This window comes from Roseateles sp., from assembly GCF_039595595.1.
Lineage (GTDB): Bacteria > Pseudomonadota > Gammaproteobacteria > Burkholderiales > Burkholderiaceae_C > Roseateles.
In genome coordinates this window covers 256,350-269,647 of the sequence record NZ_JBCNLG010000007.1, presented here as the reverse complement: position 1 = coordinate 269,647, position 13,298 = coordinate 256,350, and the positions used below count along the sequence as shown (strand labels likewise).

Below are 13,298 nucleotides of genomic sequence, written 5' to 3'. Positions count from 1 at the left end.
CCATGACCGCGTGCATGCGCAAGCTGCTGATCATCCTCAACGCCATCCTCAAGTCCGGTCAACCATGGAGGCAAATCGAGAGCGCTTGACACGGTTGCTCTCCCGCAAGCGGGCGAGGGAGTAAGACAGCTGCGGTAGTTACTCGCGATGCGGATGGCCATCGGCCTCGTCCGCCGGCTCGGTGTCACGCCGCGCGCGATAGGCCGTGAGCTCGACGCCGATGCCGCCCGCGACCGCGGGTTCCCTCGCATTCCCCGCGAACTGCCGCGGTGGCGCGACCCCTCGCCGCTGCGCCTCCAGCGTCTGCAGCTCAATCCCGCGCGCATGCAGCGGATCGGTCCAGAACAGGTACGACGGCGCGGTCAACGCGCCGGCGATGAGCTCCGTCAGCCAGTCTGCCGCCCGCGGCGCGGCGGCCGCCCCCACCGCGGGCCTGAGCCATCGCGCGAGGGTCCGATCGTCCAGCAGCGAGTCGTAGAGCTGGTTGAAGCTCGACACGAAACTGCCGCGCGACAACATCGTGGCCCAGTGTTCCGGCGTGCGCAGCGCCTGACGCAGGCTGCCCTGCCCGATGCGCATCGCCGGCTGCGTCCCCGTCCCATGCCGGCACAGGTGATGGAGCATCAGCAGTGTCCACAGATCGAGCGCCTCCCCGCCCCAGTTCGCCAGCCCGCGCAGCGCGAGGCCGCCCGGCAGCAGCACCTGGGCCGAGGCATCCATGTCCGGCGCCGCCGCGAACGCGCGGCTCACCGCCAACTGATTGATCGCATAGCCCAGGCCCGTGAGGGCGAGCGACGTCCGCGTCGGCCCGCTGTCCGGTGACGTCAGCATCGGCCAGCGCGCCTGCACGCTGTCGCGCAGCAGCGGATACAGCACCACTTCGGAGAAGCGCATGCCCGCGTTCAGCAGCGTGCCCGTGGCGGCGCCGAACAACCCAGCGCCGGCGGGCAGCGCCATCAGCACCACCCGCGTGGCGCGCGAATAGCGGGTGGCCTCGCCGCGCGCTTCATCGCGGATCAGCAGCACGGCCTGACCAACGACCGGCACCGCCAGGCACGCGCAGGACAGCAGCGTGCGCGCCGCCTCCGACACGCTGTGCTCGAGTGCCATGTCGATCGTCCGTCCCACCGCCTGCCGCGCCATCGTCGGCAAGGCCACCGAGGCGAAATTGCGCGCACCGCAATGCGCCGCATTGACCAGTGCCCGGCCGATCGCGGCGATCAGCGCGCGCAAGCGGCTGCTCGGGCACAGCGGCGACGGCTCGGCATCCAGCGCCCGAAGCGTGGCCGCCCGCAGCGCCTCAGGCAACTGCGCGGCGTCGCCCTCGATGGCGAAGCGATCGATGCCGGCCGCCATCGAGCCCGGCGCCACGCGCAGATCGATCCCGTCGACGAGCTGCCGCGCCAGCCGGGCCGCCTGCTCGCGTCCCTCGCTGCCGATGGCCTGGACCGACGCCTCGATCAACGGCGCGTCGGAGACGGACGACATCGCCGACAACGGCGACTCCGATGAGGTGATCGACGCGGCCGATGCCGCCGGCGACATCGACGACATCGAGTCGGCGACACCCGGCCGCGGGCCGTGGATCGGAAGGACGAAGGGCTGCATCGCCGCTCAGTCCGCGTCACCGCCCCCGCGGGTTCTTCCCTCCTGCGGGCGTGGTCGCCGGACGCGGCCGGGCTCAGGCGCTGCCGAGCATCCCCTGCCGCTCGATGAAGCGGACCACCTCGTCCAGTCCGCTCAGCGTCTTGAGGTTGGTCATCACGAAGGGCCGCGTCGGACGCATCCGTTTGGTGTCGGCTTCCATGATCTCGAGATTCGCGCCGACGTGCGGCGCGAGGTCGGTTTTGTTGATCACGAACAGATCGCTCTTCGTGATGCCGGGCCCGCCCTTGCGCGGGATCTTCTCGCCGGCGGCCACGTCGATGACGTAGATCGTCAGGTCGCTCAACTCCGGGCTGAAGGTCGCGGCCAGGTTGTCGCCGCCGGACTCGATGAACACGACATCCGCATCGGGAAACTGCACCAGCATCCGGTCGATCGCCTCGAGGTTGATCGACGCGTCCTCGCGGATCGCCGTGTGCGGGCAGCCACCGGTCTCGACGCCGAGGATGCGCTCCGGCGGCAGCGCGCCGCTGACCGTCAGCAGCCGCTGGTCTTCCTTCGTGTAGATGTCGTTGGTGATCGCGACCAGGTCCCACTTGTCGCGCATCGCCTTGCACAGCATCTCCAGCAAGGTCGTCTTGCCCGACCCGACCGGACCGCCGATGCCCACGCGCAGCGGCGGCAGACGCTTGGTGCGGCCGGGGATGTGATGCAGCGGGGAAGCGGTGGTGGTGGTGCTCATGATCGGAACAGTCTCGAGTATTGGGTTTCGTGGCGCGCGGCGAGGATGGACAGCCTCGGCGCGAAGAGCTGCCGCCGGGCGGGCGGCGTCGCGAGGGCCTCGGCCACCGCGGCGGGAATGCGGGCGGCCAGCCGCGTCAGCACGCGCTGGCCCGCGGTCTGGCCCAGCGGCACCGCCTTGAGCGCGGCCTGGACCTGGTTCTCGGCCCAGCCGAAGACCTGGGCTTGCAGCGCCTGCTCGATGGGAACGTCGATCCCCGCCAGCGCGAGCGCCATCACGAACGCATGCGGCGGCGCGTGGCCGCCGCAGCACTCGGCCAGCAGCGCGAGCTGGGCCGGCGTCGCCATCGGTTGCGTGCGCAGCCACACCAGCAGTGACTGGCCCATCTGCTCGCTCTGCAACCGGGCCTCGGCGCCGTCGCGCGTGACGCGCAGCCACAGCGCGAGTTCGCGCAGCGCGGTCTCGTCATTCGCGCGCCAGGCGGCAATGCCGTGAGCGATCGCCGCGAGGTCGCCGCGTGCGAGCAAGCCCAACTGCTGCTCCAGCCAATCCGCGGCGCTCGCGTCATCGCGCACCAGGCCGTGCTCGACCGCCGATTCCAGCCCTTCCGAATAGGAGAACGCGCCGATCGGCAGTGCGGGTGACGCGAGCCACAGCAGCCGCAGCAGCGGCGCCACGGGATCAGTGATCGTGGCCACAGCCCGGGCCGTGCACGTGCGGCGCCGCGGCCGCCTGGATCGCGATCGTCTTGCGGCCGGCATGCTTCTGCGCGCCGTCGTGCCCGTGATCATGGCCATGATCGTGCGCATGGCCGTGTTCATGGGGGTGATCGTGCCCATGACCGTGCGAATGCCCATGACCGTGCGAGGGCCCATGCCCGCCGGCCGCGTAGGCGCCGCCCTCGGGTTCGAAGCCTTCCTCGACCTCGCTCACGATCAGGTGCATCGCGCGCAGCAGATCGGCCAACACGTGGTCGGGCTCGATCTTCAGATGGTCAGGCTTCAGCTCGATCGGCACGTGGCGGTTGCCCAGGTGATACGCCGCGCGGACCAGGTCGAACGGCGAGCCATGCGCCGTGCAGGCCGTGATGCGCAGCAGCGGCTGCGGCGCGGCGAGCACGCGCACCAGCGAGCCGTCCTCCGCCACCAGCACGTCGCCGCCGCGCGCCGCGGTGCCGCGCGGCAGGAACACGCCGAGCTCACGGCCCAGGCTGTCGGTGGCCTGGAAGCGGCTCTTCTGGCGCGTGTCCCAGTCGAGCGTGACGGTGGCCGCGCGCTTGAGCAGCACCGGCGCCAGACCGGCGCCCTGCGCCAGCAGTTTGGAGACTTGGATCATTCAGAACAGGAAGTAGCGCTGCGCCATCGGGAGCACCGCGGCGGGCTCGCAGTGCAGCAGCAGGCCGTCGGCGCGCACCGCGTAGGTCTGGGGATCGACCTCCATCCGCGGGGCGTAGGCATTGTGGACCATGTCCTTCTTGCCCACGCCGCGGATGCCCTTCACCGCCACCGCCGTCTTGGCGAGTCCATAGCGCCCGGCCACGCCGCCCGCGATCGCGGCCTGCGACACGAAGCTCAGCGAGGCCCGCGCCAGCGACCCGCCGAAGCTGCCGAACATCGGCCGGTAGTGCACCGGCTGCGGCGTCGGGATCGAGGCGTTCGGGTCGCCCATCGCGGCCATCGCGATCACGCCGCCCTTGAGGATCAGCGACGGCTTCACGCCGAAGAACGCCGGCTTCCAGATCACCAGGTCGGCCCACTTGCCGACCTCGATGCTGCCGACCTCGTGCGAGACGCCATGCGCGATCGCCGGATTGATCGCGAGCTTGGCGACGTAGCGCTTCACGCGCCCGTTGTCGTGGCGATCCGAATCGCCAGGCAGTTGCCCGCGCTGCTGCTTCATCTTGTGCGCGGTCTGCCAGCAGCGCAGGATCACCTCGCCCACGCGGCCCATCGCCTGCGAGTCGGAGCTGAACATGCTGATCGCGCCGAGGTCATGCAGGATGTCCTCGGCCGCGATGGTCTCCTTGCGGATGCGGCTTTCGGCGAAGGCCAGGTCCTCGGCGATCGCCGGGTCCAGGTGATGACACACCATCAGCATGTCGACGTGCTCGTCGAGCGTGTTGATCGTGTAGGGCCGCGTCGGGTTGGTGGAACTCGGCAGCACGTTGGGCTCGCCGACCACCTTGAGGATGTCCGGCGCATGGCCGCCGCCCGCCCCTTCCGTGTGGAAGGTGTGGATGGTGCGGCCCTTGAAGGCGGCCACCGTGTCCTCGACGAAGCCGCTTTCGTTGAGCGTGTCGGTGTGGATCGCGACCTGCGTGTCGGTGGCCTCAGCCACGTCCAGGCAGTTCGAGATCGCCGCCGGCGTCGTGCCCCAGTCCTCGTGCAGCTTCAGCCCGATCGCGCCGGCCTTGATCTGTTCGAGCAGGCCCTCGGGCCGGCTCGCATTGCCCTTGCCGAGGAAGCCCAGGTTCATCGGGAAGGCGTCGGCCGCCTGCAGCATGCGCTCGATGTGCCACGGCCCCGGCGTGCAGGTGGTGGCGAAGGTGCCGGTGGCCGGGCCGGTGCCGCCGCCCAGCATCGTTGTCACGCCGCTGGCCAGCGCCTCTTCGATCTGCTGCGGGCAGATGAAGTGGATGTGGGAGTCGATCGCGCCGGCGGTGACGATCGCGCCCTCGCAGGCGATGACCTCGGTGCCGGGGCCGATGACGATGTCCACCCCCGGCTGCGTGTCCGGATTGCCGGCCTTGCCGATGGCGACGATGCGGTGGTCCTTGAGCCCGATGTCGGCCTTGACGATGCCCCAGTGGTCCAGGATCAGCGCGTTGGTCAGCACCGTGTCGACGGCGCCCTGCGCGCGGGTGCGCTGGGACTGGGCCATGCCGTCGCGGATGGTCTTGCCGCCGCCGAACTTGACCTCCTCGCCGTAACCGCCGGCGCGCAGGGTCAGGTCCTGCTCGACCTCGATCACCAGGGCGGTGTCGGCCAGCCGCAGCCGGTCGCCGGCGGTGGGACCGAACATCTCGGCGTAGGCACGCTTGCCGATGCGGGCCATCAGAGCGCTCCCTGCACCAGGCCGCGGAATCCCCAGATCTCGCGGTGGCCGGCGATGTCGACCAGCTCGACGGTGCGCTGCTGGCCGGGCTCGAAGCGCACGGCGGTGCCGGACGCGATGTTCAGCCGCATGCCGCGCGCCGCCTCGCGGTCGAAGACGAGCGCGCCATTGGTCTCGGCGAAGTGATAGTGCGAGCCGACCTGGATGGGCCGGTCCGCGCCATTGACGACGGTCAGCGTCGCAGTGCGGCGGCCGGGATTGAGGGCGAGCTCGCCCTCGTCGACCAGCAGCTCGCCCGGGATGAGGCGCGCGTTCATGCGATCACCAGCCGGGTCAGCAGGCCCAGTCCGAGCAGCGCGATGGCGCCGCCGGCCGCGCGCGACCAGACCGGCGCCAGCGCGCGCAGCTTCAGCCCAAGGGCGAGCCCGAGCGCATGCAGCAGCGCCGTCGCGGCGACCATGCCGGCGAGCGCGGCCCCGGCCTGCAGCTCCGCGCCATGGGCCAGGCCGTGGAAGACGGCAAAGGCGCCCACCAGCGCGGCCGAGGCGCTCGCGCCAAGGTGCCAGCGCGCCGCGGCGATGAGACCGAGCACCAGCACCGAGGCGGCGACCGCCGGCTCCACGCCAGGCAGCGACACGCCCGCGGTGCCGATCAAGGCGCCCGCCAGCAGCAGAGCGGCGAAGGCCAGCGGCGCGGCCAGCATGCGGCGGCCGGTCTGCGTGAGCGCGCTCCACAGGCCGACGGCGAGCATCGCGGCCAGGTGATCCAGGCCGGTGAACGGATGCAGGAAGCCGGCCGCCAGCCCATGCTCGTGGGCGGCGTCGCCGGCATGGGCGAAGGCCTGGGCGGGCAGCGCGGCGAAGGCCGTCGCGGCCAGGATGCGTCGGATCAGGCGTCGGCTCATCGGAGCTCCTCAGGGAATCGGTTGATGGACGGTGACCAGCTTGGTGCCGTCGGGGAAGGTGGCCTCGACCTGGATGTCGGGGATCATTTCGGGCACGCCGTCCATGACGTCGTCGCGGGTCAGCAGCTCGCGGCCCTCCTTCATCATCTGCGCGACGGTCTTGCCGTCGCGGGCGCCCTCCATCACGGCGGCGCTGAGGAAGGCGACGGCTTCCGGATAGTTGAGCTTCAACCCGCGGGCCTTGCGCCGCTCGGCGAGCAGCGCGGCGGTGAAGATCAGCAGCTTGTCTTTCTCTCTGGGCGTGAGTTCCATGACGGGCGGCAGTGGCGATCGATGCGCCATTCTTGGTTGCTGCCCAGGCTCTAGCAAGCCCCATGCCGGTGCGGGCACGGTTCATGCAATCGGAGCCTCATCCCGACCATGGACGCCCCGCTCCCCGCCCGCGACGCCCCGCAGCATGTCATCGCGCTGCGGCGGGACTACAACGCCTGGGTGGCGCGCGAGACGCTGGAGGACTACGCGCTGCGCTACACGCCGCAGCGCTTCCGGCGCTGGTCGCCCTGGCGCGTGGCCAACACCGCCTTCGGCGCGGCGTCCTTCCTGATCCTGGAGGCGGTGGGCGCGACGCTGCTGCTGCAGTACGGCTGGACCAATGCGGCGCTGGCGATCCTGGCCACCGGGTTGATCATCTTCCTGGCCGGCCTGCCGATCAGCGTCTACGCGGCCCGGCACGGCGTGGACATGGACCTGCTGACGCGCGGCGCGGGCTTCGGCTACATCGGCTCGACGCTGACCTCGCTGATCTACGCCAGCTTCACCTTCATCTTCTTCGCGCTCGAGGCTGCGGTGATGGCCTACGCGCTGGACCTGGCGCTGGACATCCCGCCGCAGTGGGGCTACCTGATCTGCGCGCTGGCGGTGATCCCGCTGGTCACGCACGGGATCTCCGCCATCAGCCGGCTGCAGCTGTGGACGCAGCCGCTGTGGCTGGCGCTGCTGGTGCTGCCCTTCGCCTGGGTGGGCTGGCGTCATCCTGGTGCGTTCGACGGCGTCACGACCCAAGTTGGGTCGCAATCGGGCACGGCGGCCTTCGACCTGCACGCCTTCGGTGCGGCGCTGACGGTCGGCGTCGCGCTGATCACGCAGATGGGGGAGCAGGCCGACTACCTGCGCTTCATGCCGCGCCAGACCGCCCGCAACCGGCTGGGCTGGTGGGCCGCGGTGCTGGCCGGCGGGCCGGGCTGGATCGTGCTGGGCGTGCTGAAGATGCTGGGCGGCGCGCTGCTCGCCTGGCTGGCGGTCAGCCACGCGGTGCCGCCCGAGCGCGCCGTCGACCCCAACCAGATGTACCTGGCCGCCTACGAGTACGTGTTCCCGCGCTACGGCTGGGCGGTGGCGGCGACGGCGCTGTTCGTGGTCGTCTCGCAGCTGAAGATCAACGTCACCAACGCCTATGCGGGCTCGCTGGCGTGGAGCAACTTCTTCTCGCGGCTCACGCACAGCCATCCGGGCCGCGTCGTGTGGGTGGTGTTCAACACGCTGATCGCCTTCATGCTGATGTCGATGAACGTGTTCGAGGCGCTCGGCCATGTGCTGGGCCTCTACGCCAATGTCGCGATCGCCTGGATCATGACCGTCGTCGCGGACCTGGTGATCAACAAGCCGCTGGGGCTCTCGCCGCCGGGCATCGAGTTCAAGCGCGCGCATCTGCACGATGTGAACCCCGTCGGCGTCGGCGCGATGGCGCTGGCTTCGGTGCTGTCAGTGGCTGCCCATCTGGGCCTGATGGGGACGCTGGCACAGGCCTGGTCGGCAGCGATCGCCATGGTGACGGCGCTGACCGCCGCGCCGCTGATCGCGTGGGCGACGAAGGGGCGCTACTACCTCGCCCGGCCGGCCGAAGAGATCCGCGCGGCGGCCGCTGGCGGGACGCGGCGCTGCGTCATCTGCGAGCGCGACTACGAAGGCCCGGACATGGCCCATTGCCCGGCCTACCGCGGGCCGATCTGCTCGCTGTGCTGCACGCTGGACGCGCGCTGCGGCGACCTGTGCAAGCCGGGGGCCAGTCTGGCGGCGCAGTGGTCCGCGGCGCTGCGGCGGGTGCTGCCGCGGCGCAGCTGGCCCTACCTCGACGCGGGCCTGGGCCACTACCTGCTCTTGATGGCCGTGATCACGCCGCTGCTCGCGGCGCTCTTCGGTCTGCTCCACCACCAGCAGTGGCGGCACCTGCGGCAACTGCCCTGGATCGACGCCGCCGCGCGGGAGGCCATGCAGTCGGGGCTGCTGAAGGCCTTCTTCGTGCTGCTGCTGGTGGCCGGCACCGTGGCGTGGTGGCTGGTGCTGGCGCGTCAGAGCCGCGAGGTCGCGCGCGAGGAGTCCCGGCGCCAGACGCAGGCGCTGATGCATGAGATCGACTCCCACCGCCGCACCGACCTGGCGCTGCAGGAAGCGCGCCAGCAGGCCGAGCGCGCGCGCGCCGCGGCGGAGGCGGCCAATCAGGCCAAGAGCCGCTACATCACCACGATCAGCCACGAGCTGCGCACGCCGCTGAACAGCATCCTCGGCTACGCGCAGCTGATGGCCGCCGATGCGTCGATGCCCGCGCAGCGGCGCCACGCCGTGCAGGTCATCCGGCGCGGGGGCGAGCATCTGATCCAGCTGATCGACGGCACGCTGGACATCGCGCGCATCGAGGCGGGCCGCTTCAGCCTGACGCCGGCGCCGCTGCGATTGGCCGAGCTGCTGCGGGAGCTGTCCGATCTGGTCGAGCCGCAGGCGGCGGCGAAGGGGCTGCGCTTCCGCTTCGAGACGCAGGGAACGCTGCCCGAATGGGTCCGCGCGGACGGACAGCGGGTGCGCCAGATCCTGATCAACCTGCTGGGCAACGCGATCAAGTTCACCACCACGGGCGAGGTGACGCTGCGCGCGCGGCACGGCCGCGAGATGGCGACGCTGGAAGTCAGCGACACCGGGCCGGGCATGGTGGCCGAGGAACTGACCCGGATCTTCGAGCCCTTCGCCCGCGGGGTGGGCGCCACCGCGGGCGCGCCCGGCGCGGGACTGGGTCTGACGATCGCGAAGATGCTGACCGAGCTGATGGGCGGCGAGATGTCGGTGGAGAGCGAAGCGGGACGCGGCTCGACCTTCCGCGTGCGGCTGTTCCTGCCGGAGCTGCATGGCGAGTGGCCCGTCTCAACGATCTCGACGGTCTCGACGGCCACGACCGGGGCCGCCGCGCCGACCGAACGGACGGATCGTCCTGCCCGCGCCGAGCCCATCGACGTGCCGCCGCCGGAGCGGCTCGCCGGATTGCGCGAGGCGCTGCAACTGGGCTACTACCGCGGCGTGCTGCGGCAGCTCGACGAGATCGAGGCCGCCGATCCCGCGTGGCGCGGGTTCTGCGAGGCGCAGCGTCCGATGGCGCTGCAGTTCCAATTCGAGGCGATGCTGCGCGGCCTGGCGCGTGGCGGCGATCCCGCGTGAGCGGTGGCAATGGACGACCGACGATGAACCCTCCGCTCCCCTCCTCCGTGGCTGCGCTGCTGGACCGCCAGGCTGGCGACCGCGTGCTGCTCGTGGACGACGTGCCCGACAACCTGTCGCTGCTGCATGACGCGCTGGACGAGCACGGCTACACGGTGCTGGCGGCGACCAGCGGCGAGGCGGCGCTGGCCTGCGCGGCGCAGGCGCGGCCCGACATCGTGCTGCTGGACGCGATGATGCCGGGCATGGATGGTTTCGAGGTCGCGCGGCGGCTCAAGGCCGATCCGTCGACGGCGCACATCCCGATCGTGTTCATGACCGGGCTGACGGAGACGGAGCATCTGGTGGCCGCGCTGCAGGCCGGGGGTGTCGACTACGTCACCAAGCCGCTCGATCCGCGCGCGGTGCTGGCGCGGATGCAGGTGCATCTGCAGGGCGCGCGGCAGGCGCGGCAGACGCGGCAGGCGCTGGACGCCTTCGGCTACGCGAGCATCGCGGTGCGGTCTTCGTCGGGCCGGCTGCTGTGGCAGACGCCGCTGGCGCGCGAGCTGCTGCAGCTCTACTACGGCACGGTGGCGCCGCAGACGCCGGCGCCGGTGCTCGCGTGGCTGCGCAAGTGCCTGGCGGAGATGGCGCCGGCCGGCGCGGGCGACGGCCCGCCGCCGCCGGAGCCGCCGCGGCTGTGCGCCGAGCTCGGCGCGCGGCGCCTGAGCTTCCGGCTGCATCACTGCATCGGCGCGGACGTCGAGCCGGGACTGGGCGGCGCGCCCGGCGGCGACTGGCTGATCGTGATGCGTGAGGTGTCGGACGTCGCGGTGATCCGCTCGCTGGGGCTGGCGTTCAGCCTGACCGGGCGCGAGGCGGAGGTGCTCTACTGGGTGGTCAAGGGGAAGATCAACCGCGACATCGGCGAGATCCTGGGCGCCAGCCCGGCGACGGTGAAGAAGCACCTGGAGCGCGTGCACGCCAAGCTCGGCGTCGAGACCCGCACCGCGGCCGCCGCGATGGCGCTCACGCGGGTCAGGGAAATGCACCCGCAGTGGGAGGTGTGAGGCGCCGGCGGCGCTCACGCGCCGCCGGTCGCCCGCTCCTCCTGAAGCCGCCGGACCGGATCCAACTGGGCCGCGCAGGCGGGCACCATGGCTTCGAGCAGGTCGGCATCGATGGCCTCGAGGATGTCGATGCCGTATTGGCGATGGGCCCGGCGCCCAGCGGAGCTCTTGGCGAGCTGGAAGACCCGTTGAATCGCCGTCCCGAGGCGGGCTGCGAACTCGGCGTTGCCGCACGCCTGCGAGAACAGAGCCGCCTTGGCGACCTGCACGGCCCAACGCGCCTGGGTTTCAACGTGCGAGCCCTTGCTGTCCCGGAGCCCCGCGAGGTTGTGAACGCGCGACTCCAGCACGTCGAAAGGGCTCATCACCCGCAGGACCTGTCCCTCGGCGATCTCGAAGCTCAGGCATCCGGCAATGACCCGCCGAGTGAACACCCCGCATTTCTCCAACCCGCCCGTGGCGAACAGCAGATGGAGGATGTCGACATTGCCCTCCTTCCTGGCCGGGGCCGGGATCCTGACCTGGGCGACCAGAGAGGTCCGCGCCGTCTTCCTGGGCAACTCCACGCGTCCGCCCAGACGCCTGGCCAGCTCGTGGGCATCCGCGACATCACCGATCACGTCAGCGTCAGCAGTGATCGCCGCGCCTTGCGCCGATATCCCGTAGCGCTTCATCCAGAAGCCCAGGGCCTGACCACCCACCAGGATGACGCCAGCCGGCAGGCTGGTGAGCACCCGATCGAGCAAACGCCCCTCGAGAGCAGCTTCTTCGTCGGGCAGTCGCGGGCGCGTCGTCATGGTCAGTACGGTGAGTCCAGGGCCTTCGCATTCTTGGCCCGCTCCTCGGTGAACAAGATCGACTCCGAGGGCTTGGACGCTCCGGACTTGATCGCCTCGATGTCCCGCGCTTGCTCGATCCGTTTGGCGGCTCGCAGGTCGTCCTCGATACGCGCCATGGCCTGCGTGCCGTGGTCCCCCCGCAAGAGCTCCAGCAGCAGCTGCGAGCGGACGCCGGAGTTCTCCAGCGCCTGGCCGATGCGCGCCCAGAACTCGACCTGCTGCGCTGCGGAACGGGCCACGTACTCGCCGGTCTCCTGGGCGTCCCGGAACAGCTGATTGCTGATCCTGATCGAATTCGAACTCATCGCACCTCCGCAGCAATCTGCACTCAAAAGATGCACTCTGCCACACTTCATGAGACCACGGCGCGGAAGCAACGAAGGCCCCTTGCGGGGCCTTCGTTGCTTCGTCCTTCATCGACAGGCGATCGTCGATCGCCTCCGCCGTCAGGGCAGGCGCAGCCGGTCGCCCTCGCGGACCACGGCCGTCTGCTCGCGGCCGCGGCCGATCACGTAGTAGACGGTCAGGACCTTGGGCTCGCCATAGGCCGGATCGCTGTCCGCCAGGTCGTTGTCGACCCGCACGTCGAGGCGGCCGCCCCGGCTGATGTTGCGCAGGCGCTGCGTCACGTCCACGTAGCGGCCACCGCTGCCGTAAGTGGCCCGCACGATCGTCACGCGCTCGCTCGGCGGACCGTAGTCGTCGCCACCGCCCGGCCGGCCATCCCAGCCGCCGTTCCAGCCGCTCTGGCCCCAGTCACCCCGGCCCCAGCCCACGAACTGATTGCCGTCGATCCACGAGCCCTCGCGGTAGTCGAGGTAGCGCTCCTCGCCCGTGCTGCGGTTGCGAACGAAGATTCGCAGCGTCTTGGCGCGGCCCACCGCGGGATCGTCATCGAAGAGGCTGTTGGTCACACGCACCCGGGCGTCGCTCCGGGCGATCCGGCGCAACTCCTTCGTCACGTCGATGTGAGCGCCTTGCACGCCGTAGCGGGCGCCCAGGATGACGTACGTGCCGTCGTCCCGGCCGTCGCCATACCCGTTGCCATACCCGTTGCCGTCACCCCGGCCCCAGGTCCCGTCGCGCCAGCCGACGAAATCATTGCCGTCGATGACGCTGCCCTCGCGGAATTCGAAGGTCCGGGTCTCGCCGGCCCGGTTGCGAGCCTCGATGCGCAGCCTCTTCTCCTGGCCATAGGCCGGGTCCTTGTTGTCGAACAGCGCGTTGGTCACACGCACACGGTCGTCACGGCGCGCCAGCTGGCGCAGGGTGTCCGTCACATCGATGTTGCGCAGCGGCGTGCCGTAGCTCGCCCGCTCGATCATCCACTCGCCGTCATCGCGCGCGAAGGCTCGGGAGCCGGTCATCAGCGCCATCAGCGCGAGCAGCAGCATCAGCGCCGCCTTCAGCATCCGCGGCATCCGCGCCGGCGCGGTGTCCGGCCGCCAGGCCGGCATCAAGGTTGAAATCGTCATCGCGGAACCTCCTGCGTTCATCTCGTTGGGCTTTTTCTCGATCCCGTCCCGCCGATCGGCCTCGGCGGACAGGGTGTCGCATGTTGCCTCAACGGCGAACAAGATCAGGCGGTGGACGAACGTCCCTTCAAGGTGTTACGGCGA

Annotated in this window: 13 protein-coding genes; 2 read left to right on the top strand and 11 right to left on the bottom strand. The window is 70.6% G+C overall.

Annotated elements, in window-relative coordinates; translation table 11 throughout:
- Positions 1-138: 138 nt before the first annotated feature.
- From ABDW61_RS11875 to ABDW61_RS11840, 8 genes are all read right to left on the bottom strand, one after another.
- Entirely contained in the window at positions 139-1,608 is a 1,470-nt protein-coding gene (locus ABDW61_RS11875) for a hypothetical protein (protein WP_343638845.1), read from the bottom strand.
- A 73-nt stretch (positions 1,609-1,681) separates the two neighbouring features.
- Positions 1,682-2,347, bottom strand: a complete 666-nt coding sequence (gene ureG / locus ABDW61_RS11870) for an urease accessory protein UreG (RefSeq protein WP_343638844.1) — start codon at positions 2,345-2,347, stop codon at positions 1,682-1,684.
- Entirely contained in the window at positions 2,344-3,045 is a 702-nt protein-coding gene (locus ABDW61_RS11865; RefSeq protein WP_343638843.1) for an urease accessory UreF family protein, read from the bottom strand. Before ABDW61_RS11865 ends, ureG begins: the two co-directional genes overlap by 4 nt.
- Positions 3,029-3,682, bottom strand: coding sequence for an urease accessory protein UreE (ureE, locus tag ABDW61_RS11860; protein ID WP_343638842.1), 654 nt, complete (start codon positions 3,680-3,682; stop codon positions 3,029-3,031). The genes ABDW61_RS11865 and ureE overlap by 17 nt, the downstream gene beginning before the upstream one ends.
- Entirely contained in the window at positions 3,683-5,401 is a 1,719-nt protein-coding gene (gene ureC, locus ABDW61_RS11855) for an urease subunit alpha (RefSeq protein WP_343638841.1), read from the bottom strand.
- Positions 5,401-5,718, bottom strand: a complete 318-nt coding sequence (locus ABDW61_RS11850) for an urease subunit beta (protein ID WP_343638840.1) — start codon at positions 5,716-5,718, stop codon at positions 5,401-5,403. Before ABDW61_RS11850 ends, ureC begins: the two co-directional genes overlap by 1 nt.
- Positions 5,715-6,305, bottom strand: coding sequence for a HupE/UreJ family protein (locus ABDW61_RS11845; protein ID WP_343638838.1), 591 nt, complete (start codon positions 6,303-6,305; stop codon positions 5,715-5,717). The genes ABDW61_RS11850 and ABDW61_RS11845 overlap by 4 nt, the downstream gene beginning before the upstream one ends.
- A gap of 9 nt (positions 6,306-6,314) precedes the next feature.
- Positions 6,315-6,617 (bottom strand): urease subunit gamma, encoded by a 303-nt coding sequence (locus ABDW61_RS11840; RefSeq protein WP_067283776.1) that lies wholly within the window; start codon positions 6,615-6,617, stop codon positions 6,315-6,317.
- A gap of 108 nt (positions 6,618-6,725) precedes the next feature.
- On the opposite strand from ABDW61_RS11840, the gene ABDW61_RS11835 reads away from it, so the two are divergent.
- A complete protein-coding gene (locus tag ABDW61_RS11835) occupies positions 6,726-9,788 on the top strand; it encodes an ATP-binding protein (protein ID WP_343638837.1) in 3,063 nt (1,020 codons plus the stop codon).
- A gap of 23 nt (positions 9,789-9,811) precedes the next feature.
- Positions 9,812-10,840 (top strand): response regulator, encoded by a 1,029-nt coding sequence (locus ABDW61_RS11830; protein WP_343638835.1) that lies wholly within the window; start codon positions 9,812-9,814, stop codon positions 10,838-10,840.
- Between the two features lie 14 nt (positions 10,841-10,854).
- Here the strand turns inward: ABDW61_RS11830 and ABDW61_RS11825 are convergent, their stop codons facing one another.
- The 3 genes from ABDW61_RS11825 to ABDW61_RS11815 form a co-directional block, all read right to left on the bottom strand.
- Positions 10,855-11,637 carry a hypothetical protein gene (locus ABDW61_RS11825; RefSeq protein WP_343638833.1) on the bottom strand — a complete coding sequence of 261 codons (783 nt, stop codon included), beginning with the start codon at positions 11,635-11,637 and terminating at the stop codon, positions 10,855-10,857.
- A gap of 2 nt (positions 11,638-11,639) precedes the next feature.
- On the bottom strand, positions 11,640-11,984 hold the full coding sequence (locus tag ABDW61_RS11820; protein ID WP_343638832.1) for a hypothetical protein: 345 nt from the start codon (positions 11,982-11,984) through the stop codon (positions 11,640-11,642).
- A gap of 141 nt (positions 11,985-12,125) precedes the next feature.
- Entirely contained in the window at positions 12,126-13,154 is a 1,029-nt protein-coding gene (locus tag ABDW61_RS11815) for a hypothetical protein (RefSeq protein WP_343638831.1), read from the bottom strand.
- Between the last annotated feature and the right edge of the window lie 144 nt (positions 13,155-13,298).

What these genes read in the sequence shown, in the direction of transcription:
- ABDW61_RS11830 (WP_343638835.1), top strand. Translation starts at nt 9,812, where the DNA reads ATGAACCCTCCGCTCCCCTCCTCCGTGGCTGCGCTGCTGGACCGCCAG.
- ABDW61_RS11825 (WP_343638833.1), bottom strand. Translation starts at nt 11,637, where the DNA reads ATGACGACGCGCCCGCGACTGCCCGACGAAGAAGCTGCTCTCGAGGGG.
- ABDW61_RS11845 (WP_343638838.1), bottom strand. Translation starts at nt 6,305, where the DNA reads ATGAGCCGACGCCTGATCCGACGCATCCTGGCCGCGACGGCCTTCGCC.
- ureG (WP_343638844.1), bottom strand. Translation starts at nt 2,347, where the DNA reads ATGAGCACCACCACCACCGCTTCCCCGCTGCATCACATCCCCGGCCGC.
- ABDW61_RS11815 (WP_343638831.1), bottom strand. Translation starts at nt 13,154, where the DNA reads ATGACGATTTCAACCTTGATGCCGGCCTGGCGGCCGGACACCGCGCCG.
- ureE (WP_343638842.1), bottom strand. Translation starts at nt 3,682, where the DNA reads ATGATCCAAGTCTCCAAACTGCTGGCGCAGGGCGCCGGTCTGGCGCCG.
- ABDW61_RS11835 (WP_343638837.1), top strand. Translation starts at nt 6,726, where the DNA reads ATGGACGCCCCGCTCCCCGCCCGCGACGCCCCGCAGCATGTCATCGCG.
- ABDW61_RS11850 (WP_343638840.1), bottom strand. Translation starts at nt 5,718, where the DNA reads ATGAACGCGCGCCTCATCCCGGGCGAGCTGCTGGTCGACGAGGGCGAG.
- ABDW61_RS11875 (WP_343638845.1), bottom strand. Translation starts at nt 1,608, where the DNA reads ATGCAGCCCTTCGTCCTTCCGATCCACGGCCCGCGGCCGGGTGTCGCC.
- ABDW61_RS11840 (WP_067283776.1), bottom strand. Translation starts at nt 6,617, where the DNA reads ATGGAACTCACGCCCAGAGAGAAAGACAAGCTGCTGATCTTCACCGCC.
- ureC (WP_343638841.1), bottom strand. Translation starts at nt 5,401, where the DNA reads ATGGCCCGCATCGGCAAGCGTGCCTACGCCGAGATGTTCGGTCCCACC.
- ABDW61_RS11820 (WP_343638832.1), bottom strand. Translation starts at nt 11,984, where the DNA reads ATGAGTTCGAATTCGATCAGGATCAGCAATCAGCTGTTCCGGGACGCC.